Here is a 25,910-nt window from a genome sequence, read left to right as displayed (position 1 = left end):
TTGAACTCAGTACTGTACTTTCTTCTCTTCGACATAAACACTCCTTTTGCCCATTATCAGGCTTCTTTGAAGTGTCCGCAAAATCGGGGTAGAACCCGAATATTCAAGTCACAGCACGCAATGGATTGAATAAATGAAATAGTGTTAGCTGATTTTTTGATATTTTTGCTTTGGCACACGGAAGAATTATGAAGATTAAAAAAATCCGAATAAAAAATTATCGATTGCTCAAGGACGTTAATCTGACGTTGGATGATAGAACAACCTTGATTGTCGGGCGCAACAACACAGGAAAGACCTCATTTGCAGAAATTTTCCGAAGCTTCTTGAATCCAGCAGGCACGAAAGTCCGGTATGAGGATTTTAATCAATCATGTCTTAAAGAATTTGAAGAAGCTCTGAAAGCTTTCAAGAGTTCTGCTGAAGATCAAGAAGTTCGTTCTTTAATGCCGACGATAGTATTAGAGCTTAGCCTTGACTATAAGGACAATGAAAACGACTTCGGAGTTTTGGGCGACTTTATCATCGATCTCGACGATACGCTCTTTGAGACCTGTGTGTTGGTTTCCTACCAGTTGAAGGACGGTAAGGTTAAAGATTTTTTTCATCCGCTTGATCTTGCCAATCGAAAGAATTATTACTCAGATCTTAAAGGATCGATAAATCAGCATTATGAGCCTGTGATATATGCAATTGAGCCGACTAACCACGAGAATAAAGTTAGGCTAGAATTTGCATCATTTAAACGGCTAATCCTGTCAGGCTTGATCAATGCGCAGAGAGGGCTCGATGACGAAACTCACAATGAACGAGATGTACTTGGGAAGTCTTTAGGAAATATCTTCAAAAGCGCTAACAGTCCTGGTGCGCCTGAGGCATTCAAAGCGAAATCTGAAGAGATCAATAAGGTAGTCGAGGCACTCCAGGAAAAAGTAGATACTGACTTTCAAGAGAAAGTTAAAGCACTTTTGCCGACACTTAATATTTTCGGTTATCCGGGGCTGCAAGATCCCAACTTAAGTGCTGCCACCGAATTGAATGTAAAGTCTCTGTTAGAAAGTAATACTAGGGTATTTTATGAAGGAGAGGATCATTTTTCTTTGCCCGAAACCTACAACGGTCTGGGTATCCGTAATTTGATATTCATTCTCTTCAGAATCTATGAATATTTTAGAGAATTTCAGTCGCAAATTACGCCTCCCAAAGGTCATTTAATTTTTATTGAAGAGCCTGAAGCACATCTACATCCTCAAATGCAGGAAGTATTCATTCGGCAGCTAGAGGAAATAGTTAAAGAGTTTCAAAAGCAGCTGAATGATGGAAATGTATGGCCTGTACAATTTGTTGTTAGTACCCACTCGTCACATATCGCTAACGAGGCTGACTTTAGCAAAGTGCGTTATTTTCTTTCCAAAAGTGGTAAGCAAACCAAAGTTAAAGACTTGGCGGAAGCGTTTTGTAGTGAAGAGTCAAGGGCAGATAAGGAATTTCTGCACAAGTATTTAACGCTCACAAAATGTGACCTTTATTTTGCGGATAGAGCGATTTTAATTGAAGGGGCCACCGAACGAATACTTTTGCCAGAGATGATCAAGAAGATTGATGACACTGAACAGTGCAATCTACGCCGGAAATATATGTCGGTAGTCGAGGTGGGAGGAGCCTATGCTCATCATTTCTACAAATTTCTGGATTTTCTCGAGTTAAAAACTCTTGTTATTACTGATATTGATGGAACCAGACCCGTCAAAAATGGAAAGCGGACATCTTATGTAGCATGCCCATCAACGCAAGCTCTTCGATCGTCTAATCCAGGAATAAACAGATGGTTCGATCGGAGCAGAGATATTTTGTTCAAGAAGTTGAAGGATAAGACAGATGCTGAAAAGTTGTCTGGAAGTCGTCGAATTACCTATCAGGTTCCTGAAGAAGGACATACCTGTTGTGGTAGAAGCTTTGAAGACGCTTTTGTATTTGCAAATCAGGCCAAATTTAACCTAACTGGGGTCACCACTTTAGAAATGGAAGAAAAGGCTATCAAATTAGCGGAAAAGGAAGCTAAAGATGGGAAGGCAAACTTTGCAATTAAATATTCAATTGACCAGACAGAATGGGTGGTCCCTAAGTATATTCGTGAGGGACTGAAATGGTTAGATAAAGATGTTTCAGGCAATTCCGAGGGCGAGCAAATATGATGAGTGTAGGGCCGGCTGAACAGGCTTCTATCGAGGCCCTTGAACAAATCAGGCATTGTATCGATAACAATTTGTGCTTTCGCTTGGAAGCAGGTGCGGGTGCTGGCAAAACCTATTCATTAATAGAATCTATTAGATATCTGATCTCACGCCAAGCCGATACATTGTTAAATAATCGCCAGCAAATTGCCTGTATCACATACACCAACGTAGCAAAAAACGAAATCAAAGATCGAACAGACCACCACCCGGTTATCTTCTCCGATACCATCCACGCTTTTTGTTGGAACATTTTACAAACTTATCAAGTTAAGTTGCGAGAGCATATCCCTGAGCTAGGTGAAAAGTGGGTGCAAAGAATAGCGGATTCTCCTGGTATTAACGTGCAAAGCGTTAAATACGAACTGGGATTTCCTTCGATTAACGAAAGAGAAATCACTTTGCATCATGATGATGTAGTTTTATTGATGGCTCGCATGCTTTCTTATCCAAAATTTCAAAAACTGCTAAGAAGTAAATTCCCTATAGTGTTTATCGACGAATATCAGGACACTGATCGCATGCTGGCCGACAGCATTGTTGGCAATCTTATAGATAACGAATCTGGTGTTATTGTTGGTCTTTTTGGTGACCATTGGCAAAAAATATACGGTACTTCTGCTTGCGGTTTGATTTCCAGTGCCAAAGGAAGAATAGTAGAAATAGGAAAAAAGGCGAATTTTCGATCGGATAAAAACATAGTGGAATGTCTGAACAGAATGCGACCAGAGCTCCCGCAGGCTGAATCGAATCCAAACTCAGTGGGGGTCATAAAGATTTTTCATTCCAATGATTGGGATGGTGTTAGAAGAGATGGTAAGGGTGGTGGGCATTGGAAAGATGACCTTCCAGAATCTGACGTAAAGGATTATATCTTAAAGACGAAATCACTGATGGTTGCAGATGGTTGGGACTTGTCTTCCGAAAAGACAAAAATTCTGTTTTTAACCAATAACTTTATCGCCAGTGAGCAGAATTTTAAAAATTTAGCAGACTGCTTTTCTTACACGGACGATTACTTAAAAAAGAATGACAAATATATAAAGTTCTTTCTTGAGGTTGTCGAACCTACCCTATATGCCTATGAGCATAAACAGTATGGCGAGTTGCTGCAAATTAAGGCGCAGAATCATCCTCAATTAAAGCGTCAATCTGATAAAACGAATTGGCTTAAAAACATTGATAAAGCTCTCCAAGTTAAGGCTCATGGAACTATTGGCGATATGCTGGATCTTTTGACTGAGACAAAAACACCAAGAATTCCGTCGAAAATAGAAGATTCAGAAATAAAATTCAAAAGCTTAGCGTCAAAGTCACTCAGTGAGTTGGAAGAAGATGAGGCGAAGTTTGTTCGCAAGATTAGTCAGTTTCGCTCTATAACTTATCAAGAAATTTCCGGTCTGGGTGCCTATATTGAAGATAAGACCCCATTTTCAACAAAGCATGGTGTAAAAGGTGCTCAGTTTGATAATGTGCTTGTAATCTTTGGCCGAGGTTGGAACCAATATAACTGGAATCAAATGTTGGAGTGGATGTATGGCTCTTATCCAATTGATAAGCAAGATACCTTTGAGCGAAATCGAAATTTATTTTACGTAAGTTGCTCCCGTGCAAAGCACAACCTCACCTTACTTTTCACCCAAAAGTTATCCCTAGAGGCAATTTTGGCACTTGAACAGATTTTTGGTAAAGATAATATTTTTGGGAACCCGCTAGTCCTTTAGTAGCCTCAGAAGTGGACTGGATTATGAGGTAGTCAACTTGATTTACTTTTGAATCGAAAGGGCGAGATCCAAATGAAGATCATAAGGCTATCAGTGATAAATTCGACATAAAAACGGGTATTAATAGAAAGCTAACCATCAACAAATCTATACTGGCTTGAGGTGCAAACATGGATGAATTAAAACAGAAAATCGCGTTATTTATTGATGCGGATAATGCGCCCGCAAGTAAGTTTGAAGATGTCCTGAGCGAAGTCGCAAACTATGGTGTGGTAACCATTCGTAAAGCCTATGGCAATTGGAAGTCGCCTACGCTAAAGGCCTGGGAAGATCTGTTGCATGAATATGCCATTCAACCCATCCAGCAATATGATTTAACCAAAGGTAAAAATGCGTCAGATATCGCTTTGGTGATTGATGCAATGGATGTGATGTATACCAAGCAGATTGATGTGATGTGTTTTGTGTCATCGGATTGTGATTTTACGCCGATGGTGACCAGAGCCTTAGCTGAAGGCAAGGTGGTATTGGGCTTTGGTGAGCGGAAAACACCGTCGGCATTTGTTAATGCGTGCTCTAAGTTTCTTTTTCTGGATGAGGAAAAAGAAATCACTAAAACAGCGGTTAAACCCAAAAATATAAAATCCGATACCAAACTGATTCATTTGCTGCGGCAAGCGATTGAGGCAACCGAAGACGAAGACGGCTGGGCGGCACTTGGGCCTGTTGGAGCAAATATCTCGAATAAGACCTCGTTTGATACTCGAAATTATGGTTTTAAAAATCTCAGCAGCCTGTTTAAAGCCATTGATTTATTTGAGCTAAAACGTGGCCCCGGTAATTCGTTTTTAGTACGCAATGTACGAAATAAATAAATTGATGAGCGCAAAGGGCTGGCTAACCAGGCCAATATCAGTTTTCCAATTTTGTGTATGTGCCTTAGTTCACATTAATTTTAAAATTCATGGATTTGTCACAATAAAACACTATCTTCAAGTCCGATGTTCATATCTGACTTGGAGGTTACGTGAAAAACACACATAAATTGGTTTTCGTTTCCATGCTGGCGGCTCTGTATAACGCGCCAACAATGGCAGCAACTTGTATTCCTGGTGGCACTATCGATTCTCCCACGCTGATCTGCACCCCGACTGATAGTGGCAATATTGATGATGATAGAGACAATCTGTCAGTGACTGTTCAAAGCGGTGCTGAGATTGTCCGTGCAAGCGGTCGTCCAGTGCAATTGGAAGGTTCAAACCAATCACTGAACAATCAGGGTCTGATTGAAAGTGGCGATGATGATGCGATCCGTGGCAAGGGTGTCAACCTGACCATCGACAACTCTGGCACAATTAGTGGCGGTGACCGCGGTATTCGTCTGCAGGACGATGCGGATAATTTCACGCTGATTAATCGTGAAACCGGCGTTATCTCTGCTGAAAATCAAGCGGTGAGATTGGATAACGATTTCGCACTTGAAAACGCTAATATTACCAATTATGGCCTGATCGAAAGTGCTGATGGTCGTGCCATTCAAAGCCGTGGCCCAGGTACTACCGTGATTAACCATGGAACATTACGCGGCGGTGAAGAAGTTATTGAAGCGCGTGAAGATTTCACTCTTGAAAACCACGGCACCATTGGTTTGAATGGCTTGTCCTGGGATGCCGATACGAAGACCTGGACCAATGCTGGTGCGACTGACGATGAAGACGGTGTGCAATTTGCCAGCGGTGAAGCCAATAACTACGGTGTGATCATCGGTTCTGATGACGGTATCGACATCGATGAAGGTAAAGTGCACAACCATGCAACAGGCGCCATTGTCTCTACAGGTTCTTTGAGTGACCCATTGGAAGGCGGTAACGGCATCGACGTAGACTCACTGTATGAGCCATCAGTAGGTGAAGTCCGTGAAGCGGGTCCGCTGACCATTATCAATGAAGGTTATATCGAAGGCGTTCATGCAATTGGTACAGATGGTGCCAGCACATCTCAGATCACTATTGAAAACAGTGGCACTCTGGTTGGCCGTTCAGGCACTGCCATTCAGTTTGCTCCAAATCAGGGTGACAGTAGCTTGCTACTGTCTGGAAACAGCGAGATTATCGGCGATGTTATCTTTGGTGCTGGTGATGATATGTTGGTTGTCGATGGGTTGACCTCTAACATGTTAAGTACTGGCATTTTTGACGGCGGCCGGGGTGAGAACAGTGTTTTCTTTAATGATTTTTCGCTGGCTGATATTTTGTCATTTGATATGACCGATGCGTTGATTTACATGTCCTTCGGTATCGCTGGTGATGAGCTGTTCTCAGGAAAATTCACAAACTTCTCATCATGGACATTTGGCACGGATGGCTCTTTCTCTACCGAAGCGCTTGCCAGTCAGTTTATGAATCCAAGTGCAGTACCGTTACCAGCAGCATTACCGCTGTTTGCTTTCGGTCTTTTTGGACTGTGGGCTGGTCGGGCACGTCTGTTGGGCTAATCGTCCTGAGGACGAACTAATCATTAGGTCTATTACGACTTAGCGTTCGACCTACATCAGCTGAATATTTAGGGCCAGTGTAAACACTCAACATGTTTGCACTGGCCCTAAATCATTTGGCTCTCTACGATAAGATTTTATAAAAACCGCATGACTTGATATTTTGTTGGTCAAACATTTATCCAACCACTTTGTATTTTAGGAAAAGGTTATGCAACAAAATCGTGTGGATCCGTTAACCCATGGTGCGACAGCAGTAATTACTCATCAGGTTAATAAGGACAAACATGCCGAATACGAAGAATGGTTAAATGAAATTGCGCCGCATTGTAAGAGTTCGCCGGGGCATCTGGATTTAAACGTTATCCGGCCCATCGCGGGATTAACCGAAACCTATACGATTATTATCCGTTTTGATACGCAGTCACATTTACGTGGCTGGATGGAATCGGCCAAACGCAGTGAGTTGATAGCTCAGGTTTCACCGTTGCTGGTGAAAGGCGACGATTTTTATATTAATAGCGGGCTGGATTTCTGGTTTACCCCGGAGCAGGCGAATACCAAGGTTCCCATTCGCTGGAAACAGGCGCTGGTCACCTGGTCAGCTATTTACCCATTGGTGTTGATATTGCCGTTTTTACTTCTGCCACTTCACAAATTGGGACTGCCTGACAATCATTATCTGGATACCTTGATTATCACCGGTATTGCAGTCTTGCTGATGGTTTATGTGGTGATGCCACGCTATACCAAGTTGATTCATGCCTGGCTGTTTCGCGGCTGTTAGGTAAAAGTAACTTTGTGAATTTGCAACAACGTGCCAGCAACGTCATTTTTCTGGTATCTGCTTTGTTAATCACTACGCCCCAAAAAAGCGATAGAAATAACGCAGTTTTTCCTGAGCTTCTTCTAACGACATCTGTGTAAATCTGACTTCGGTATGAGCTTGTTGTTGAGAGAGTAGAAATGCATCGAGCACAAACAGCGTGCCCAGTTTAGGGTAGCCGCCCATGGTCTGGCGATCTTTCAGCAGGATGATGGGTTGCCCATCTGGTGGTAGTTGGATGGTGCCATAGGCGATCCCTTCAGAAATAATACCGTTCAATTTAGGCCTGATTGGTTCACCTTCCAGCCGAATCCCCATGCGATCGCTTTGTGGCGAAATACGGTAGGTCCAGTGATACAGCTTTTCCAGTTCGGCTGCGTCAACTTGATCCGTCTGTTCACTGGGAATCACGCTCAGAATTAATGGTTGCTGATAATCCGGGATAAATAGCGGCGGGACATGTGTAGTTAATTTAGGTTTATGTTCTGTGCAGGGTAAAAAGTCACCAGCTTTCAATGGACTGCCGTCACCATCCAGTCCGCCCATTTTTTCACGCATCACCGTCGCGACGGACCCAAAGCTGGGCTGCAACTGAAAGCCGTCCTGAATCGCCAGATAGCTGCGTATTCCGGAGGTCGCATGGGCAAATTTCAGCTTATCACCGACGTTGAGAGTATGCGTTTGCCAGTTTTTAATGGGACGCTCATTGAGGGTGGCATTCATCTCTGCGCCGGTGATGGCGATATTGGTTTTGGCGAATGCTTCGAGTTGTAAGCCGCCAAAACATATTTCCAGCGCAGGACTGTTAGGCCGATTACTGAGTAAGCGGTTTGCCCATAAAAACGCATGCTCATCGGCAGCACCGCCGGGTGAAAGACCAATATGTTGATAGGCAAAACGCCCCAGATCCTGAACCAGTGTTAACACACCGGGTTTGATCACTTTCAATCCCGACTGCGTCATTCGAGCTGGCCTCCTGCCAACAGAAATTCGTCTTTGCTGACCGGGACAAATTTCACTCTATCGCCAGGGCGAACCGGACAAAGTTTGGGGTTTTGCCGATCAAACATTTTCATTGTGGTGCGGCCCAGAATATTCCAGCCACCGGGTGTACTGACAGGATAAACCGCTGTTTGCTGATCGGCGATGGCCACAGAGCCGGCTGCAACATGAGGTCGTGGTGTTTGTAATCTTGGTGTCGCAAGTTGATTTGAGACATTGCCCATATAGGCAAATCCCGGCGCAAAGCCAATGGCAAAGATATGATAAATAGTGTCACTGTGACGTCGAATGACGTCATCGATACTGATTTGATGAAAGTCGGCGACATGCTGTAAATCGGGACCGACAGCCGGGTCATACCACACCGGAATTTCGATCAGTTTGCCCATTTCGCTTTGACTGACATCCAGCTTGGCAAGCTGCTGCTGGATTTTATCCTGAATGGCGGGGAAGTCGTTTTTACGCGGATCATAGCAAAGCATGAGGGTGGTATAACTTGGCACCAGCCCACGAATTTCTTCCTGTAATTCTTTTTGCAGCCGTTTGGTTGCTGCACGAATAACGGGGACGAGATCGGTGTTTATTTGTTCACCAAACCGGATTAAAACGGCATCTGGTCCTGCATGTTCAATTTGCCATTGCGGTTTCATTACGATTGGTAGAGTTTGTTGAGCGCGTTGCGGATATGTTGAACAGCCTTAACCGATTCTGCATTATCGCCATGTACACATAATGTATCGGCATCAAGTGTTAATCGCTGACCATCGTGGCTGATGACGCTACCTTCAGTGGCCAGCAATAAGGCTTGTTCAAGGATTTGCTGTTCCGAATGGAATACCGCACCTTGTTGAGTGCGCGGACGTAGCAAACCGTTATTCTCATAAGCCCGATCAGCATATGCTTCGAATAACAAATTGACGCCAAATTCGGCAGCGATCGACGCGGTTTTATGATTATCAGTGGAGGCCAGAACCATTAACGGCAGCTTATTATCGTAGGAAGCAATAGCCTCCAGTATAGCGCGCAGAATATCGTGGTCCTGCATCATGTCGTTATACAGCGCACCATGGGGTTTGACATAAGTAACACCCGTGTCATGCGCCCGGCAGATGCCATCCAACGCACCGATTTGATATTGCACCATAGCGGTAATTTCCAGTGGGGTGCATTGCATGCTGCGACGACCAAAGCCGATTAAATCAGGATAGCTGGGGTGCGCACCAATCTGCGTGCCGAATTGTTTTGCCAGTAATACCGTGCGTGTCATGGTCAGCGGATCGGAAGCATGAAAGCCACAGGCGATATTGGCCATATCCACCAGGGGCATCACTTGCTCATCCATCCCCATAGACCATGGTCCGAGACTTTCGCCCATATCACAGTTCAGTAGCAGTTTTTTTATTGGGATCTGGCTTTGCTTCATGATTCAAACTGATTCAGTACGATTAGTAACAGTGAAAGGATACACACTTATTTTAGGGACAGAAATTTGTCTTAATAGTTGAGTTAGTTTAATAGTTGTTTTTATTATTAATGGGCGTAATTCCTGTGATATGAACTTATAAAAACCCTGCGTGTCACAGGTCTTATTCGTTTGGCAGACTCAGACACAACAGTGGGGCTATGCAAGATCAACTAGCCCTGGCATCGGTAAAAAGCGAGAGAAAAGTCTGAACGAAAGTGACCGATGTGCTTGAGTTGTCAAACGTTTACCGGTCATGTGGAGATTTCATCGTCACTAAAGTGATGGTTATGAAAACACTGCAAGGCCACAAGGAGAGAGTGGTAAACGTCATCCAGACGGTACCGTTTTTTGTTCGATAATAATCAATTTATAAAAATTTAGGGCAGGTGCTTATGGTATCCAATGATCTTAATAATAGCTCTACGCCTAACTGGGCCAGTATTCTTGGTGTGGTGGCAATCATGCTGGGTGTTTTTCTGACAGCCATGCATGGTACAGAGCTCATGAAACAATCAGTAATCACTTCCAATATGCCGGCTTCGGGCGAAATGCCTGCGGCAGATTGTCCGTTAGGTGAGCTTGATGAAGAAGGCATTACACTGGCGCAGTGTGAATTTCTTGTCGATTACGTTGAAGGGGTTGTACAAGCTACTCCTGAGGGATTCCCGGAAGCGATGATGACGCTGGCCACTATCGGCACAATTCTGGCGTTTGCGTCAGTGATTATCGGTGGTGCACTGGTGAATTACACTTCCTGGTCTTCTACGGCCGCTATAGTGGTATTTGCTGGATTGGCGATAGTCGATTTACTGCAATTTGCCACCGTCGTGAATGCTGGACCCATCTTGCGAGCTATGTATCTGTGGAGCATCCTGCTGTGGTTTTTACTGCATTTGATGTTACTGGTCGGCGCCCTCGCTGGTCGACATACTGAAGCGGCACGCATTCATCGCGACGTTGCCTAATTCTCACAAATAATTAATTGGAAGATATTATGCAAAGACAAGGTTTTAACAGAGCGGTTGTGGTCCTTCACTGGTTACTGGCCGTTTCAATATTTTTTCTCTTCATATCAAGCTGGTGGATGATGGGGTTACCTTTACCATCTGAGGAACTTCAATTCCGGGCTTTCCCATTTCAATTACACAAAAATATCGGGCTGACCCTCGTGGTACTGCTGCTCATTATGTTGTACATGCGATTTAAATATCCGCCTGCACCGCCTTCTGAACAGGACATGACACCATGGATGCATAAATCAGCCATTCTGGCGCACATTGCCATTTACGGACTGATCTTTTTTGTGTGTATCTCGGGTTATCTGTCATCGGCCCATACGCGTTGGGATACCGTGGTGTGGTGGTCTTTTACTCTGCCACGCATTGCTGAAGCCAACGAAGATATGAATGAATTCTGGGGTGAGTTGCATACTTACTCCGCATGGATTCTATTGGCATTAGTCGCCGTGCATGTCAGCGGGGCGATTTACCATTCCTATCGTAATGACGGGATTGTCAGACGGATGATGCGTTGGTAAAACGTAGTTTAATCAGTAAAGAAAGGGCCGTTTAACGGCCCTTTTTTTATGAACACGGATGCTTCAAGATTATTGCAAATGCTCAATCAGCGCACGGTGAAAACGTTCAGGTGCCTGGATTTGCGGAGAGTGACCTAAATCTTCAAAGGTCACCAGCTTGGCATGGGGAATTTGCTCAGCAACATCGCGACTGATTTTGGAGTAATTACCCAGCTCGGATTGTTTGTCTTTCGGTGCCAGTTTTTTCCCGACAGCCGTATTATCTTGTTCACCTATCAGTAATAAAGTTGGCACCTGTAGATTTTTAAATTCATACACCACCGGCTGCGTCAGAATCATGTCGTAAGTCAGGGCTGAGTTCCAGGCGACAATTTCTTTTCCCGGGCCACGGAACATGCCGGCCTGCATCTCTACCCAATGATCATATTCGGCTTGCCAAGTGCCTGCATAATAGGTGTTTTGCTGATATTGACGAATGCCCTCTGCATTGGTTTTCAAGGCATTTTGATACCAGTCATCAATTTGTTGATAGGGCACACCCTTGGCCAGCCAATCTTCCAGTCCTATTGGATTGACCAGCACCAGCTGTTGAACCCTGTCAGGATTAAGTAAGGCATGCCGAGTTGCCAACATGCCACCCATTGAATGTCCCATCACGGTGTAACGATCAATCGCTAATTGCTTCAGTAGCGCTGAGGTGTTGGCAGATAATTGATGAAAACTGAATTGATAATGTGCCGGTTTGCTGGATTTGCAAAATCCGATTTGATCGGGCGCGATAACCCGATAACCGTTATCTGTTAAAAACTGAATAGTGCTTTCCCAGGTGGCAGCGCAGAAGTTTTTACCATGCAGCAGCACGATCGTTTGGCCATTAGCCGTTTCAGGTTGAATATCCATGTAGGCCATTTCTAGAGACTGGCCTTGTGAGTCAAGCTGAAAAGTGTGAACAGCAAACGGGTAGTCAAAGCCTTCCAGACGTGGACCGTAATGCTTTTCAGAGGCGAAAACGGGCAGGGCAAAAAGCGCAAAAACCAGATACAACAAACGCGACATAAAATTTCTCCGTCAATACTATTCAGTCAGTCCATTCAAACTGAATGAAGTTCACCACAAATAAAAACGCCCGCAGGACGGGCGTGATGGAGTGTAAGCGAACAGTTCTAGCGATTCTGTAATAGCTGCACAACCTGGCTACCCATGGCGCGTGCAGAGTTTGGATTTTGTCCGGTTACCAGTCGCTCATCCACACTGACTTGTTCCATGAATGGCAGCCAGGACTTATTAATCTCGGCGCCACGTTGTGCCAGACGATGTTCAAGTAAAAAGGGCATATCATCAAAGCGTCTGACAATACGCTCTTCGAAATTGGTAAAGGCGCTGACAGTACGGTTAGCAACCAGGTAGCTGCCATCCGACAGTGTTACGTTGATCAGAGCGGCCGGGCCATGACAAACAGCCGCAACGACGCCATTGCTTTCATAAATTTCTTTGGCGAGCCGCTGTATGTCGGCATTATCTGGAAAATCCCACATCGTGCCATGACCACCGGCAAACACAATAGCACTGTAGTCTTTTGCCTGAATATCTCTTAGCAATAAGGTTGCTTCCATTTTCTGCCAGTCTTCGCCTGTGCTCATAAAACGATTGTTGTCATCATCTGACAGTTTATAGCTGCCCGGATCCATCGGTGGCAGACCACCTTTTGGACTGGCGATATCAATATCAAAGCCGGCGGCTTTGAACTCGTAATAGGGATGACTAACTTCAGAGAGAAAGTAGCCGGTTTCTCCATCATTATTGGCTTCATCCTCACCAATATAGCCATGACTGGTCACCACGATTAAGACATTTTCGCTGGCGTAGGCGCTGAAGGGCATGATTCCTATCAACACGAGCAAGCTGAAACGTTTTAAAGTGAGTTTGAGCATAATGTTTCCTCTTCGGTGAGGAGTAGTCCACCACATAGATGGTTACTGGTATGACCGCCTGTTATACCTTGAATAATTTTGAAATAGCCAATTAACTGTTTATTGCGGTGATGACTAAACCGATAACCCAGCTGATTAACGCAATCATTAGCACCAGAATGCCCAATAAAACGGCGATAAAGATAATATTCTGGATCAGCGATTTGCGATAAACCTGCTGTGGTTGTTGCTGGTAGGTTTCCAGCAATACGGCGTTACGTTTATTGGCTTTCCAGATAAAATCAAATGCATCACCGGCGATGGGGATAGCACCCAGAACGGTGTCTATAATCATGTTAATGATCATTCTGCCTAAAACCATCCGTGGCACACCTATTTGATGCGCTTTGTAGATAATGACACTGGAGAGCAAACCGCCAATAAAATCACCCACCCCAGGAATCAAGCCGATAAAACCATCCAGACCGATTTTATAACCACCCGGTAGAGTAATGCTCTCATCGAGAAACCAACTCAACCGTTCAATAAAGCGACTTTTTGTTTTCATGACTCGATTTCCTTTTCAAATGGGGTCACCACGTAAGCCTTGTTGATAAAACGGATAACACAAAGGCGATTGACGTTTCACCTCCCCATCATCCAGTGCCACAGTTAACCACCTTTTTCGTGAGTGTACTTTAACCTCGACTAATTCGAGAATCATCTTATTCAGCTGCTTTATGTCTGTCAGAGTGATGCACAGGTTACTGCTCGTACCAGCCATCAGACTGTTTTATAAAAGATTGCTTGGTGAGATAAGCAAATTCGCCCTTTGACCAGTGATAACGCGAAATCAGAATATGCTCCGGTTGAACCTCAAGCATATTGAAGCTGTTGGGATAACCCTCCAATAATCGATCGGAAGTTGTGGTGCCAGCATGTGAAACAATAATGCCGCCATGAACATGACAGTAATCCAGATGTACGTGACCACTGAGAATGATGTCCGGCCCATTATCCTGAAATTTTTCGATGGCCGGATCTGCGCCGCCAATCAAACCCCGGTGTTCATGACCGGTGGGCAGCCAGAAAGGATGGTGGGCAACTAATATCCGGATTTGCTGAGCAGATGCTGAGGCAAAAAAGTCCTGAACACGTTTGATTTGACTGGCATCAATACGGCCTCTTGACCAGTCCGATGAATGGCCGATTCGTCTGGCGGTATTAATACCGATGACTTTATAAGCTGCGGTTTCAGTTGCAGGCTCCAGATCGGCGGCAATAAAGCGCTGCCATTTTTTCCAGGGATAGAGAAAGCGCTCATGCAGACGAAAAGTACTTAAATCATGGTTGCCGGGGATAATTAAGTACGGCGAGGGCAGATCATTCAGAAAATTTGCGGCCTGAATAAATTCACTGGTTTTTGCCCGCTGTGTCAGGTCACCGCTGATCACAATCAGCTCAGGATTCAACGCAATTATTTTTTGTTTTAGTGCATCAGCGACTTCGGGTATTAAACGCCCAAAATGCAGATCTGAGATATGTAAAATCCGTTTCATGCACCACCTCTTAATAGTGTTGAATACAGTTAAGACATTTCATTATGTCTCATATTCATCATTCTCCTGAGTTCCCGCTATTTTAACCTTAATGTAAAGCAACGCCTCTTTTAAAAGTGATTTAAGTGCTTGTCTTTTCTCGAATAATCCCTTAAATATGATTTCTGTTCATTCACTGAGAATTGCAAGGAGGGGGAATAATGAACAAGCTTACCAGAGTTATATTGGGCTTTTTGGGTTTTACTTTGATGACGCCGCTATTGGCTGATGAATTTGATATCGTCGGATTGAAACTGGGGATGACGGTTGAAGAAGTGGAGGAAACCTTACTGGCTCATGGCGTTATCCCGGAAAGTGTTCAACAAAAACATCAGTATTTTCAGTATTTCGATGGGGCTGAGCTTCATGATACCGAGTCTTTTTTGCATAGCGTGACAGCCGGTAAGGAAGTGCGAGGTGAAAAGGGCCGCGATCAGGACAGTTTTGTGGTGGTGTTCAATTCACCTCCGGAAGAGCAGCGGGTGGTTGCAATCACACGCACTATTAAGACCCTTAATAATCCGACCACCATAGGGCAGTATATGTCCGCCCTGAATGAGAAATATGGCGAACCCCAGACTATCAATGGTCGTCTGGTCTGGTGGATAGAGGAGGGCAAACAGAATTGTTATGCAGCCAACAATCTGGTTTTGTCACCGAACATTGATCAGATCATGGGAAGCATATTTTTATCCGGTGGCAAGCGCTATTTTCTGGACCGTTTTCAAAATACCAAACTCACCAGTGTTGACGATTGTGCAGGTTATCTAGTGTATGACATGGGCATGCTTCAGCCTGACGCTCCGGCTACCAGAGTGACTGCCACCATGATCGATGCGCCGACCTGGGTAAAAGCCAATCTTAAATCAATGGAATGGGTTGATAAATTGCAACAAGAAGCCACTGAAGCCCGTTTGGGCAGCAGTACCAAACCAACTTTATAAGGACGACTCCGATGAAAAAAATAGTAATCATCAGTTTGTTAGCAGTGTGGTTGACGGCATGCGGCTCCGGTCTGGATGGCACCTATGCCGATGCAAATGGCATCTATCACTATGTTTTCGAACCGAACGGCAAAGTGAAGATTCGAGAACAAGGTCAGATGCAGGAATATGACTATCAACTGGAGGGTGATCAGATACTCATTGATTTGAGCGAAGAGAGTGAAGAGGTGCTGGTGGTGAATGATGATGGTTCACTGTCACCTAAAGGGTTGAAAGATGTTTATTTGATCAAGCAGGAATAAGTTTTGTAATTTACTATGACCTACATAAAAAAGGCGCTTAGGCGCCTTTTTTATAGTTAAACATCAATGGAGTTTTTTATGAATATCCCTGTGGTGGGTTTGCTTGGTTTTATTCTTTTCAGCGCGAGCAACGCTTTTGCTCAATTGAATAGTGAAGCGCGTTCTGACTGGCAGGTGATTTTTGATAATGAAGCTGCACAAGGCACCATAGTGGTGTTGGATAAACGACATGATGATGCAAAGCTGATGGTGCTGAATGAAATTCGTTCACAAAAGCGGTTGCCTCCGGCGTCCACTTTTAAAATCCCTCATGCTTTGTTTGCATTGGATGCGGGTGTCGTAAAAGATGAATTTCAAATATTTCCCTGGGATGGCGTGAAACGAGCCTTTGCCATGCATAATCAGGATCAGGATTTGCGATCTTCCATGCGAAATTCCGCGGTATGGGTTTATGAGATATTTGCTCAGCAGATTGGATTGGATCAAGCCCGTGAATATCTGACCAAAATCAACTATGGCAATGCAGATCCCACGGGTAATACCAGCACTTACTGGATAGATGGCAACTTGCGAATTACCGCGCAGGAGCAGATCCGTTTTCTGCAACGTCTTTATTTTAATGAGTTGCCGTTTGATAAAGCGGATCAGCTTTTGGTGAAAGATATAATGATTGTCGAAGCCGGAAAAGAGTGGATACTTCGGGCCAAAAGCGGATGGGAAGGACAGATTGGCTGGTGGGTTGGCTGGGTTGAATGGCCTACGGGGCCCGTATTTTTTGCCTTGAATATCGGTACCCCAAACCGGCTTAAGGACTTACCTAAACGCGAAGCGATTACTCGCAAGGTTCTGCAATCCATTGATGCACTCCCTGCTGAATAAATATAAATTTAAACGTGATTCGATGAATGATCTGGATTCGAGGATAATGGGGTTTTTAACTTTGGGTAGGATGCCATGCTGAAAGTGATCTACAGCAATTCGATGTCGCAGCTGGCCGCACATCTGGCTGAAACCCAACAACAGAATCCTTTACCACCATTACAGGCTGAAACGATAATGGTGCAGAGTAATGAGTTGGCGCGCTGGCTTAATCTCTTCCTCGCTTCCAACCAATCGATCGCAGCACATCTTGAGTTTCCATTTCCATCGGCCTGGTTGTGGAAGTTATTTCGCAAGGTCTGGCCGGATATCCCGCGTGAGTCACCTTATTCGACTGATGCAATGAGTCTGAAAATTTTCGAATTGTTGCCAACGATCAAAAAACAGCCCGAGTTTGAAGCGATCGGTCGCTACCTTGGTGAGACTGATGACTCACGTAAAATGCTGGATCTGGCACAACGGATTGCCGATAGTTTTGACCAGTATCTGATGTATCGCCCGGATTGGATCGCGCAATGGGAATCAGGGAAAGCGGGCAATTGGCAAGGTGCTTTATGGCAATTGCTTACGCAGGCTGACCCTGAACCGATGCATCGGGCGCGTTTACTGCAGAAGATGCAAAAAGCCTTCAAAAACAAAGAGTTTCCAACCTCCATCTTACCGCCTCGAATCGCTGTCTTTGGACTCACAGCGATGCCACCTGTTTATCTGGATTTGCTGGCACAAATTGCTGAGTTTACCGAGATTTCAATTTATTTTCTGTCACCCAGTGAGGGGTATTGGGGAGATCTGGTTAATCAGAAATCTCAGGCAAAACAACGTTTGTTATTTGATGACGAAAATGAATTCACGACTAACGGGCACCCGTTACTGGCTAGTCTGGGAAAGCTTGGTCAAACCTTTTTTGAACAGCTACAGGCGATGCCTCATGAAGCCGAAATGTTTTATCTTGAGCCCGAGGCCAACGATTTACTCAGCCAGTTGAAACAGGATATTTATCAACTCGATACCGATAATGAGAAGCTGACGGTCTCGACCGATGATGATTCAGTTCAGGTTCACAGCTGTCACAGTGCTCTGCGTGAAGCAGAAGTCCTACACGATCAATTACTCAACCTGTTTGAAAAATATCCCGAGTTATCGCCTACCGATGTGGTAGTGATGACTCCGGATATTGAAAAATACGCGCCTGCGATAGACGCCGTATTCAGCAGTCAGCCGGTTGAGCGATATATTCCTTTCAGCATTGCCAATCGCGGTGATGCACAACAGCAAACGCTGATTTCGGCATTTACAGATTTACTGGCATTGCCTCAATCCCGGTTTGATGCTGAAACCATTATGCGTTTGCTGGAATGTCCGGCGATTCAACGTCAGTTCAACCTGGATCACACTTCATTGGATGTGATTCGTGATTGGCTACGAGAAACCCATATTCGCTGGGGATTAGACGCTCACGATAAACAAAAGCTGGGCCTTGCGCCTTTGGATGCCAACACCTGGCGAGCTGGTCTTGATCGATTATTGCTGGGATATGCACTGCCTCCAGCGGAACGTGATCAATGGCAGTTGTTTAACCATCAACTTCCTGTCAGTGGTATTTCCGGTGATCGGGCTCAACTCATGGCACAGCTAAATAGCTTTATCGAGCAGCTGGGGCAGCTGCGTGACGTGCTTAACAGACCTCGTAATCCCATCGATTGGCAAATGGTGTTGACTGATTGGCTACGCCGGTTATTCAGCATAGGTGATGAAAACGAACAGTTACAGCTTGATGCAGTGTTAAAGGGCATCAATTCATTAACCGAAGCTGCTTTGCAAGTGGATTTTGTACAGACCTTATCCATTGATTTAGTGCGTGACTGGTTGAGTTTGCATATCGAACTGCCGGGGGCCGAGCACCAGTTTATGGGACGAGGTCTTACTTTCTGTGACATGGTGCCAATGCGCAGTATTCCGTTTGATGTGGTCTGCCTGATTGGTATGAATGACAACAGTTATCCGCGGCGCCAGCCTAAACCCGGATTTGATCTGCTTTCCAGTGATTATCGACCGGGTGACCGTTCAAGACGTGATGATGATCGTTATCTGTTTCTGGAAGCTATTCTGTCAGCTAACCGGCATTTGTATATCAGTTATGTGGGGGCCAGCATTCATGATAATTCGCTGATACCACCGTCGGTGTTGGTCAGTGATTTTGCCGATGTGTTAAGTCGCCGTTTTCAGACTATTGAGGGTGGTGAGATCTGGGAGCAGTTACTTACCCAGCATCCCTTGCAGGCTTTCAGCACACGATATTTTTCCGGACAGGATAGTGCACTTTTCAGTTTTAACGCTGAAGCCTGTCCGCCTCCGCAAAAGCAGGTTGACCGCGAGAACTGGTTTGATACGACATTGCCTGAAGCCGATGAAAGCTGGCGGTTTGTCAGCCTCAAGCAGTTAATACAGTTTTTCAGTCATCCGGCAAAGTATTTGGCACAACAACGCTTAGGCATATTTTATGAAAGTGATGATGCCACACTGGAGATCCGCGAACCTTTTGTGCTGGACGGGCTTGAGGCCTGGTCAATACGCCAGCAGATGCTGGATGGTCGTTTAGCAAAAATGCAGCAGGAACAGATCCAGCCGGTTATAAATGCCAGCGGCATATTACCGCACGGCCATTTTGGTGAGCTGTTATTCGAACAGCAGCTGGAAACCGTCGATGCGTTTACTGAAAGACTCCAGCCATTAAGAACGGCTGAGCCGTTGGCACCACTGGCATTTGAGTTTGATTGTGAGGACTTTACGCTTATAGGCCAACTTGAAGGCCTCTCCACAGCTGGACTTTTACATTATCGACTGGCCAAAATGAAAGCCAAAGATTTGCTGGGAGTGTGGTGTTCGCATTTGGTGCTCAATTGTCTCAGACCGCAAGGCGTGGCATTACAAAGCCAACTGCAATGTGAAGACAACTATGTTTTGCTGCAGCCCGTGGAGCAGCCAGAACAATATCTGGCAGATTTATTGGCCATCTACTGGCAGGGCATACATCAACCTGTGCCGTTTTTACCGAAAACCAGCCTGGCTTATGCTTCAGCTGAATTGAATGCCGGTAAAGCTGATCCGGAAAAAGAAGCCTTCAAGGCCTGGACGTCCGGGTTTACTGCAGGTGAGGATGCCGATCCCTATCATCAATTATTATTTACGCAGTCACCGTTAACCGATGAATTCCAACGTTTAAGTTTGCGTATTTATCAACCTGTCTGGGATGCCATGGAGGGAGACAAACTATGAAACAGTTTGATCTCGAAACCACTCCGTTACATGACGTTAATCTGATTGAAGCGAGTGCCGGCACCGGTAAAACCTTTACGCTGGCGGGCTTATATCTGCGATTGATCTTGGAGCATCAGCTCAATGTTGATGAGATTCTGGTGGTGACATATACCCGGGCCGCAACTCAGGAATTACGCGATCGCTTACGTAAAAAACTCAGTGAAGAACGTAAGCTGATTCTGGATAAACAGCCACAGCGTACTGAGGATCTCAAACGCCTGGATCTGGCGATTCAGAGTTTTGATGAAGCGGCGATTTATACCATCCACAGCTTTTGTCAGCAGGTTTTGAAAGACTTTGCATTTGAATCCGGCAGTCCATTTGAGATGGATTTGATTGGCGATGATCGTGAGTTATTACTGTCGGTGACAGATGACTTCTGGCGCAGAGTGGTGGTGCAATCTGACAACGATTTCAGTGCATTTTTACTTGCAAAAAAACAAACCCCCGAAGCACTACTACAATCCATTCGGCAGCTGGTGGGAAAACCGTATCTGCAGATCCAGCCATTGCCCGAAGTGGATACTCTCAAAGCCAAACAGGCTGCGAGCCAACTTTTTGAAAATATACAACAACTATGGCAACAGCATCGTGATGACTATATTGCGATGTTGAATAATAAAAAAATCCTCAGCGGTAAAAAATACCGCGCAGATTGGGTGGCCTCCTGGGTGGGCATGTTGGAAAACCTGCTCAGTGAGAGTGGGTTGCCTTCTACCGTGTTCGAGCAATTTGATCGCTTTACCATGGAACGATTGCAGGATGCCCTGGTGGCGGGGCAGGATTTGCCTTACCCCGAGTTCTGGCAGGCCTGTGAAGATTTTTATCAGGCCTTTTGTGATTATCAAAATCAAAATGCACTGGCTTTGCAACGTCTGCGATTACAGTTGCTGAGTTTTATCCGTGAACAGTTGCCACAACAGAAAATACAGCAACAGGTGCAGTCTTATGATGATTTACTGATTAATCTGTCGCAGGCTTTACAAGGTCCACAAGGTGAGTGGTTGGTTAGCCGGCTGCGCGAACAATTCAAAGCCGCATTAATCGATGAGTTTCAGGACACCGATCCGGTGCAATACGATAATTTTCGCCGGGTGTTTGCAGACAGTGGTTTGCCGGTATTTTTTGTCGGCGATCCGAAACAGGCGATTTACAGCTTTCGGGGAGCCGATATTTTCACCTATTTGCAGGCCAAACAAGCTGCGCAGCAAACCTACACATTAGGCAAGAATTGGCGGTCTCATATCTCGCTGGTGGAAGCCGTCAATCGTCTGTTTATGCAAAAGCCAGCACCTTTTATCTATCAACAGATCCCGTTTGTTGAAGTGGATGCCTCACGCAATGAGCAACCGGCTTTGCAGGTGGATGAAGGCGAGCAAGCGGCTTTGCAGTTCTGTTATGTAGACAACGATAAACCCTTGACCAAAGAAGCTATGGCGGCGATTTCTGTCGAAGTCACCACTAACCAAATAGCGCATTTATTGAATCTCGCGGCACAAAATAAAGCACGATTGCTGGATGAATCTTCGCATCAATCCCGTCCTGTCACTGGCGGGGATATTGCCGTGTTAGTGCCTAATCACCGACAAGCTCAGTTAATTCAGCAGGCTTTACGGTTGCGGGGCATTAATAGTGTGCAGCAAGGCAAGGAAAATGTATTTGCCTCTAAACAGGCCGCCGATATTTATTGTCTGTTGCTGGCCCTGGCTCAGCCAGACCATCAGCAGCGTCTTAGCACCTTACTGGCCGGGCCATTATTCCAATATTCTGCCGCTGCGCTTTTTGCCATTCAGCAGGATGAAGTGCGCTGGAATGGTTTGATGGATCAACTGCAACTGCTACAACAACGCTGGCAACAGTCAGGTTTTATGGCAATGTTTCGCTCTTTATTGCAGTGGGATGAAGGGCTACAGCGACTATTGGCACAAGTCGATGGTGAGCGACAACTGACCAACTTTCTGCATTTGGCCGAGTTGATCCAGGCCGAATCTGCCAGGCAGAATCATCATATTGAAGCGGTGAGCCAGTGGTTTGCCAGACAACAGGAAGCCAGTGCTGCCGAAGATGAAACCGCACAGCTGAGGCTGGAAAGTGATGCGGCGCTGGTCAAGATCATGACTATACATTCCAGTAAGGGTCTTGAATATCCGGTTGTGTTTTGCCCGTTCAACTGGACCAGCAGAATAACCAAAAACAAAGTCGATATTGTGGAGTTTCATGATCCGCAAAACCACTATCAACCCAGTGTGGCATTGGCAGAGCCATTATTATCAGAAGCGCTGCAAGTGGCTGAAGAAGAGCAACAGGCAGAAGCCCTTCGTTTGTTATATGTCGCCTTGACCCGGGCCAGAGAACGCTGTGTCATCGTTTGGGGAAATGTTAAAGAGATCCAGCAGTCCGCGTTGTATCAGTTGTTACATCCCGAAAATACCCTGGATATGCGTGAGGATTTACAGCAACTTTCCATTCACAGTGCTGGCAATATCGCAGTCTCGGATTATGTGGCTGAAGCACCCGTTATCTATCAAGGTGAGCAATCCAATACGTCGACCTATCAACCAAGAATGTTCAATGCTGTTATTCATAAGCCCTGGCGTATTGGGAGTTTTTCGCTGTTAAGTCGTGGTCATGTCTCCGAACAACCTGACTATGATGCCGAGCCTGTGACCACGGTGAGTGAAGCTCATGTGAAACGACATGTTATGGATAGGTTTGCCTTTGAACGTGGCCGACAGGCCGGTAATTTTCTGCATAAGTGTCTGGAAAATATTGAGTTTGACTCGGCAGGGCCACAACAAATCGCCCAAACTGTTGAGCGATTACTACCGCAATTCGGGCTGGATGCAAAATGGTTGGACGTGGTCAGCCAATGGTTACAGGAAATACTGAATACACCATTAGATGCACTAAGTCATTTACGATTATCTGATTTACCCGCAAGCCAACGCATTAATGAAATGGCCTTTTATTTCCCGGTAGCGGGTTTGAATATGGCGGCATTGAAAAATATCTTGCAACAAACTGCTGATGATTCGGTATGGCATAAACTGGCGAATGATCTGTATTTTCAGGATCTAACAGGTTTTATGAAGGGCTTTATCGATCTGGTGTTTGAATATGATGGCCGTTTTTATATTGCCGATTACAAATCAAATTATCTGGGGACAGCAGCGGAGCAGTATCAAGGAGAGGCATTACAAAATGCCATGCTGGGTCATAGCTATCCATTACAGTATCTGATTTACAGTCTGGCACTGCATCGACACCTGCAACAGCGGTTACCGGACTATGATCCGGAACAACATTTTGGTGGTGTTTATTATCTGTTTTTACGCGGCATGCATCCGGAGTGGTCACAAACCGGTGTGTATTTTGATCGCGTAGATCGATCATTACTGGCTGCACTGGATCGCTTAATGGCAGGTGACGTATGAAGCCGTTGAATCTGCTGCGAGAAGCGGGTTTTTCAGAGCTGGCCTATCAATTTGCCGCCTATATCGGCCGCCAACAACAGACAGAAGCTCCCCTGGTGACGCTGACTGCGGGCCTTCTCAGTGAAACCATCAGTGAAGGTCATGTCTGTTTGAATCTCTATCAATTCAACTCGCCGAATCCGTCAATTCAAAGTGTTTTACCGGAGGCTTCCAGCTGGCGCAGTAGCTTGCATAGCAGTGATGTCGTTGGTCAGCCCGGTGAGTTTAAGCCATTGATTTTGACAGCTGATGGCTTGCTGTATTTATATCGTTACTGGCAGTCAGAACAGCAGGTTGCCCAGGCCATACTACAACGTCTCAATGTCAGCGATGTATTGCCTGATAACGCCTCCCTGAAAAACTTTATGGCGGAATGGCAAAATGATCTCCCTGATATTGACTGGCAAAAAGTCGCGGTCTTAAGTGCATTACGGCATCAGTTTTGTGTGATTTCCGGTGGTCCGGGCACAGGCAAAACCACTGTGGTTCTAAAAGTATTGCAATGTTTGCAGTTGCTGGAATCGTCACCACGTATCGCGCTGGCGGCACCGACAGGTAAAGCTGCAGCCCGGTTACAGCAGGCCATCAGTCAACATACCGGTGAGCAGTTTGTCGCGAAAACGCTGCATCGGTTACTGGGAATCAGTGCACGATTTGATCAGGGACGTTATTCCGTTGATCGGCCCTTACCCGTGGATGTGTTGATCGTCGATGAAGCGTCAATGATTGATATTAATCTGATGGCGATTACGCTAAAAGCCCTACCACTGCATGCCCGATTGATTTTATTGGGCGATAGCGATCAATTGGCCTCCGTTGAATCAGGAGCCGTCCTGGCCAATTTATGTGCTGATCAGCCAGACTTTTCAGCTGAATTCAGATCCTGGGTAAAACAAATCAGCGATATTGATTTGCCCGCTACCCATGGAGCAAATCCGCTACAGGATAGTCTGGTCAAATTGCAGCACAGTTATCGGTTTGCTGCGGGAGGGCAGGTTGGTCTGCTGGCCACGGCGGTTAATCAGGGTGATGCAGATGAAGTCGGGCAGTTATTAAACAATCAAGCTGTTTCGGCTTTACGAGCTCCATCCCCCGACCATATTCATAACCAGTTGTTGCAAGGATATCAGGCTTATATTCACGCAGTTGAGAAGCGGGCCAATGCTGAGAGCTGTATACAGGCGTTTGAACAGTTTCGGATGTTATGTGCGGTCAAAAACGGCGCCCAGTCTGTGTACTCGGTCAATCAAATGATGATGCATTTGCTGGCAAAACGAGGATGGCGAACCGCCCAGCCCTATTATTACGGACGTCCGATTATGATTACCCAGAATCATTATCGGCAAAATCTGTTCAATGGTGATATTGGTATGGTGTTACCTAATGCGGATGGTGAGCTGCAGGCTTGTTTTCTGTTTGGTGGTGAATTACGCTGGCTGCCGCTGAGCCGATTACCGGCACATGAGACGGTGTTTGCGATGACCGTACATAAAAGCCAGGGATCAGAGTTTGAGCACATCGCCTTGTTGTTACCAGAAGAGGATTCAGCTGTATTGAGCCGAGAGCTGATCTATACCGCTCTGACCAGAGCTCGGCAAACGGTACAGATATTATCGACGCCAGCAATTTTACAGCAGGCGGTCCAGCGTCGACATCAACGGGAAAGTGGTTTGTCGAAGCTATTACATAACGCTGGAAACGTTTAGTAATCTTTTTGTACCGCCGTTGGATTCGCCCTTACGTAATCTGGATTCGGTTTTAAATCTTCTGTCAGCTCAGGTGGAATATGTTTATTTGCCTCCGGACCATCGAGCAAAGCACCGGCACGGTCAGGTAATACCTTGCGTTCAGTGAAGTTGCCGAGTTTGTCATAACCTTCTGTCAGATGATCAAACATTTCTTTGTAAGGTGCTGCCATGGAAACAAACAGGTTCGCTGTTTTCTCGTGAAAGCTATGCACTTCTTCACGGTAGGCATCTAACTCCGCTTGAGTTTGCGCTAATTGACGCTCATGCGCTTGAGTGAGTTGTTTCAGTTGTTCCGGGCTGCCCACGGGTTGCCGCCGACCCAATAGAAATCCCAAAATCCCTGCAATAACTACTGCAACAATTCCAATGGCCCATATTTCAATTGATGTCATGACAAATCCCTAATGAAATCTTTACTAAAAAGCTTATTATTAAATGTGACGGTGTTGTGGTGAA

Annotated in this window: 22 protein-coding genes; 13 read left to right on the top strand and 9 right to left on the bottom strand. The window is 45.4% G+C overall.

Annotation, left to right across the window (positions count from 1 at the left end; translation table 11 throughout):
• Positions 1-188 precede the first annotated feature (188 nt).
• From LGT40_RS06080 to LGT40_RS06060, 5 genes are all read left to right on the top strand, one after another.
• Positions 189-2,195 carry an ATP-dependent nuclease gene (locus LGT40_RS06080; protein WP_226069964.1) on the top strand — a complete coding sequence of 669 codons (2,007 nt, stop codon included), beginning with the start codon at positions 189-191 and terminating at the stop codon, positions 2,193-2,195.
• On the top strand, positions 2,192-3,958 hold the full coding sequence (locus tag LGT40_RS06075; RefSeq protein WP_226069965.1) for a UvrD-helicase domain-containing protein: 1,767 nt from the start codon (positions 2,192-2,194) through the stop codon (positions 3,956-3,958). The genes LGT40_RS06080 and LGT40_RS06075 overlap by 4 nt, the downstream gene beginning before the upstream one ends.
• Positions 3,959-4,128: 170 nt before the next feature.
• Positions 4,129-4,833, top strand: a complete 705-nt coding sequence (locus LGT40_RS06070; RefSeq protein ID WP_226069966.1) for an NYN domain-containing protein — start codon at positions 4,129-4,131, stop codon at positions 4,831-4,833.
• A gap of 152 nt (positions 4,834-4,985) precedes the next feature.
• Positions 4,986-6,452 carry a hypothetical protein gene (locus LGT40_RS06065; RefSeq protein WP_226069968.1) on the top strand — a complete coding sequence of 489 codons (1,467 nt, stop codon included), beginning with the start codon at positions 4,986-4,988 and terminating at the stop codon, positions 6,450-6,452.
• Positions 6,453-6,663: 211 nt separating this feature from the next.
• On the top strand, positions 6,664-7,239 hold the full coding sequence (locus LGT40_RS06060) for an antibiotic biosynthesis monooxygenase (protein WP_226069969.1): 576 nt from the start codon (positions 6,664-6,666) through the stop codon (positions 7,237-7,239).
• 72 nt (positions 7,240-7,311) lie between these two features.
• Here the strand turns inward: LGT40_RS06060 and LGT40_RS06055 are convergent, their stop codons facing one another.
• Genes LGT40_RS06055 through LGT40_RS06045 form a run of 3 tightly spaced genes read right to left on the bottom strand, consistent with a single transcriptional unit; the run spans position 7,312 to position 9,703 of the window.
• The gene (locus tag LGT40_RS06055; RefSeq protein ID WP_226069971.1) at positions 7,312-8,241 is read right to left on the bottom strand and encodes a 5-oxoprolinase subunit C family protein; all 930 of its coding nucleotides are present in this window, start codon (positions 8,239-8,241) and stop codon (positions 7,312-7,314) included.
• Entirely contained in the window at positions 8,238-8,930 is a 693-nt protein-coding gene (gene pxpB, locus LGT40_RS06050; protein WP_226069972.1) for a 5-oxoprolinase subunit PxpB, read from the bottom strand. Before pxpB ends, LGT40_RS06055 begins: the two co-directional genes overlap by 4 nt.
• The gene (locus tag LGT40_RS06045; protein WP_226069973.1) at positions 8,930-9,703 is read right to left on the bottom strand and encodes a 5-oxoprolinase subunit PxpA; all 774 of its coding nucleotides are present in this window, start codon (positions 9,701-9,703) and stop codon (positions 8,930-8,932) included. The genes pxpB and LGT40_RS06045 overlap by 1 nt, the downstream gene beginning before the upstream one ends.
• A 434-nt stretch (positions 9,704-10,137) precedes the next feature.
• Here LGT40_RS06045 and LGT40_RS06040 point away from each other — a divergent pair, with 434 nt between their 5' ends.
• Positions 10,138-10,710, top strand: a complete 573-nt coding sequence (locus LGT40_RS06040; RefSeq protein ID WP_226069975.1) for a hypothetical protein — start codon at positions 10,138-10,140, stop codon at positions 10,708-10,710.
• 29 nt (positions 10,711-10,739) lie between these two features.
• Entirely contained in the window at positions 10,740-11,282 is a 543-nt protein-coding gene (locus tag LGT40_RS06035) for a cytochrome b (protein WP_226069976.1), read from the top strand.
• Between the two features lie 69 nt (positions 11,283-11,351).
• Here LGT40_RS06035 and LGT40_RS06030 read toward each other — a convergent pair whose 3' ends face one another.
• The 5 genes from LGT40_RS06030 to LGT40_RS06010 all read right to left on the bottom strand — a co-directional run bounded on the left by LGT40_RS06030 (position 11,352) and on the right by LGT40_RS06010 (position 14,751).
• Positions 11,352-12,338: an alpha/beta fold hydrolase gene (locus LGT40_RS06030; RefSeq protein ID WP_226069977.1), complete on the bottom strand. Its 987-nt coding sequence runs from the start codon at positions 12,336-12,338 to the stop codon at positions 11,352-11,354.
• A 107-nt stretch (positions 12,339-12,445) separates the two neighbouring features.
• Entirely contained in the window at positions 12,446-13,213 is a 768-nt protein-coding gene (locus LGT40_RS06025; RefSeq protein WP_226069978.1) for a type 1 glutamine amidotransferase domain-containing protein, read from the bottom strand.
• 91 nt (positions 13,214-13,304) lie between these two features.
• Positions 13,305-13,760 (bottom strand): DUF4112 domain-containing protein, encoded by a 456-nt coding sequence (locus LGT40_RS06020; RefSeq protein WP_226069979.1) that lies wholly within the window; start codon positions 13,758-13,760, stop codon positions 13,305-13,307.
• A 15-nt stretch (positions 13,761-13,775) separates the two neighbouring features.
• Entirely contained in the window at positions 13,776-13,916 is a 141-nt protein-coding gene (locus LGT40_RS06015) for a hypothetical protein (RefSeq protein ID WP_226069980.1), read from the bottom strand.
• Between the two features lie 40 nt (positions 13,917-13,956).
• Positions 13,957-14,751: a metallophosphoesterase family protein gene (locus LGT40_RS06010; protein ID WP_226069981.1), complete on the bottom strand. Its 795-nt coding sequence runs from the start codon at positions 14,749-14,751 to the stop codon at positions 13,957-13,959.
• Positions 14,752-14,951: 200 nt separating this feature from the next.
• Between LGT40_RS06010 and LGT40_RS06005 the strand changes: the two genes are divergently transcribed.
• The 6 genes from LGT40_RS06005 to recD all read left to right on the top strand — a co-directional run bounded on the left by LGT40_RS06005 (position 14,952) and on the right by recD (position 25,412).
• Positions 14,952-15,734 (top strand): hypothetical protein, encoded by a 783-nt coding sequence (locus LGT40_RS06005; protein WP_226069982.1) that lies wholly within the window; start codon positions 14,952-14,954, stop codon positions 15,732-15,734.
• An 11-nt stretch (positions 15,735-15,745) separates the two neighbouring features.
• A complete protein-coding gene (locus LGT40_RS06000) occupies positions 15,746-16,036 on the top strand; it encodes a DUF5640 domain-containing protein (protein WP_226069983.1) in 291 nt (96 codons plus the stop codon).
• 78 nt (positions 16,037-16,114) lie between these two features.
• On the top strand, positions 16,115-16,915 hold the full coding sequence (blaOXA, locus tag LGT40_RS05995; protein WP_226069984.1) for a class D beta-lactamase: 801 nt from the start codon (positions 16,115-16,117) through the stop codon (positions 16,913-16,915).
• Between the two features lie 75 nt (positions 16,916-16,990).
• A complete protein-coding gene (gene recC, locus LGT40_RS05990; protein WP_226069985.1) occupies positions 16,991-20,191 on the top strand; it encodes an exodeoxyribonuclease V subunit gamma in 3,201 nt (1,066 codons plus the stop codon).
• Positions 20,188-23,667 (top strand): exodeoxyribonuclease V subunit beta, encoded by a 3,480-nt coding sequence (recB, locus tag LGT40_RS05985; RefSeq protein ID WP_226069986.1) that lies wholly within the window; start codon positions 20,188-20,190, stop codon positions 23,665-23,667. The genes recC and recB overlap by 4 nt, the downstream gene beginning before the upstream one ends.
• Complete coding sequence (recD, locus tag LGT40_RS05980) at positions 23,664-25,412, top strand: exodeoxyribonuclease V subunit alpha (protein ID WP_226069987.1); 1,749 nt, start codon at positions 23,664-23,666, stop codon at positions 25,410-25,412. Before recB ends, recD begins: the two co-directional genes overlap by 4 nt.
• Here recD and LGT40_RS05975 read toward each other — a convergent pair.
• A complete protein-coding gene (locus LGT40_RS05975; protein ID WP_226069988.1) occupies positions 25,409-25,846 on the bottom strand; it encodes a Z-ring associated ZapG family protein in 438 nt (145 codons plus the stop codon). The genes recD and LGT40_RS05975 overlap by 4 nt on opposite strands.
• Positions 25,847-25,910 lie beyond the last annotated feature (64 nt).

The organism is Methylophaga pinxianii (genome assembly GCF_020447225.1).
In the GTDB taxonomy this organism is placed as follows: Bacteria; Pseudomonadota; Gammaproteobacteria; order Nitrosococcales; family Methylophagaceae; genus Methylophaga; species Methylophaga pinxianii.
The sequence above is the reverse complement of the archived record's forward strand: the minus strand, read 5'-3'. Positions and strand labels throughout refer to the sequence as shown.

What these genes read in the sequence shown, in the direction of transcription:
- LGT40_RS06040 (WP_226069975.1), top strand. Translation starts at nt 10,138, where the DNA reads ATGGTATCCAATGATCTTAATAATAGCTCTACGCCTAACTGGGCCAGT.
- LGT40_RS06015 (WP_226069980.1), bottom strand. Translation starts at nt 13,916, where the DNA reads ATGATTCTCGAATTAGTCGAGGTTAAAGTACACTCACGAAAAAGGTGG.
- LGT40_RS06035 (WP_226069976.1), top strand. Translation starts at nt 10,740, where the DNA reads ATGCAAAGACAAGGTTTTAACAGAGCGGTTGTGGTCCTTCACTGGTTA.
- LGT40_RS06005 (WP_226069982.1), top strand. Translation starts at nt 14,952, where the DNA reads ATGAACAAGCTTACCAGAGTTATATTGGGCTTTTTGGGTTTTACTTTG.
- LGT40_RS06000 (WP_226069983.1), top strand. Translation starts at nt 15,746, where the DNA reads ATGAAAAAAATAGTAATCATCAGTTTGTTAGCAGTGTGGTTGACGGCA.
- LGT40_RS06075 (WP_226069965.1), top strand. Translation starts at nt 2,192, where the DNA reads ATGATGAGTGTAGGGCCGGCTGAACAGGCTTCTATCGAGGCCCTTGAA.
- LGT40_RS06030 (WP_226069977.1), bottom strand. Translation starts at nt 12,338, where the DNA reads ATGTCGCGTTTGTTGTATCTGGTTTTTGCGCTTTTTGCCCTGCCCGTT.
- LGT40_RS06010 (WP_226069981.1), bottom strand. Translation starts at nt 14,751, where the DNA reads ATGAAACGGATTTTACATATCTCAGATCTGCATTTTGGGCGTTTAATA.
- blaOXA (WP_226069984.1), top strand. Translation starts at nt 16,115, where the DNA reads ATGAATATCCCTGTGGTGGGTTTGCTTGGTTTTATTCTTTTCAGCGCG.
- recC (WP_226069985.1), top strand. Translation starts at nt 16,991, where the DNA reads ATGCTGAAAGTGATCTACAGCAATTCGATGTCGCAGCTGGCCGCACAT.
- LGT40_RS05975 (WP_226069988.1), bottom strand. Translation starts at nt 25,846, where the DNA reads ATGACATCAATTGAAATATGGGCCATTGGAATTGTTGCAGTAGTTATT.
- pxpB (WP_226069972.1), bottom strand. Translation starts at nt 8,930, where the DNA reads ATGAAACCGCAATGGCAAATTGAACATGCAGGACCAGATGCCGTTTTA.
- LGT40_RS06020 (WP_226069979.1), bottom strand. Translation starts at nt 13,760, where the DNA reads ATGAAAACAAAAAGTCGCTTTATTGAACGGTTGAGTTGGTTTCTCGAT.
- LGT40_RS06060 (WP_226069969.1), top strand. Translation starts at nt 6,664, where the DNA reads ATGCAACAAAATCGTGTGGATCCGTTAACCCATGGTGCGACAGCAGTA.
- LGT40_RS06070 (WP_226069966.1), top strand. Translation starts at nt 4,129, where the DNA reads ATGGATGAATTAAAACAGAAAATCGCGTTATTTATTGATGCGGATAAT.
- LGT40_RS06055 (WP_226069971.1), bottom strand. Translation starts at nt 8,241, where the DNA reads ATGACGCAGTCGGGATTGAAAGTGATCAAACCCGGTGTGTTAACACTG.
- LGT40_RS06045 (WP_226069973.1), bottom strand. Translation starts at nt 9,703, where the DNA reads ATGAAGCAAAGCCAGATCCCAATAAAAAAACTGCTACTGAACTGTGAT.
- recB (WP_226069986.1), top strand. Translation starts at nt 20,188, where the DNA reads ATGAAACAGTTTGATCTCGAAACCACTCCGTTACATGACGTTAATCTG.
- LGT40_RS06080 (WP_226069964.1), top strand. Translation starts at nt 189, where the DNA reads ATGAAGATTAAAAAAATCCGAATAAAAAATTATCGATTGCTCAAGGAC.
- LGT40_RS06025 (WP_226069978.1), bottom strand. Translation starts at nt 13,213, where the DNA reads ATGCTCAAACTCACTTTAAAACGTTTCAGCTTGCTCGTGTTGATAGGA.
- recD (WP_226069987.1), top strand. Translation starts at nt 23,664, where the DNA reads ATGAAGCCGTTGAATCTGCTGCGAGAAGCGGGTTTTTCAGAGCTGGCC.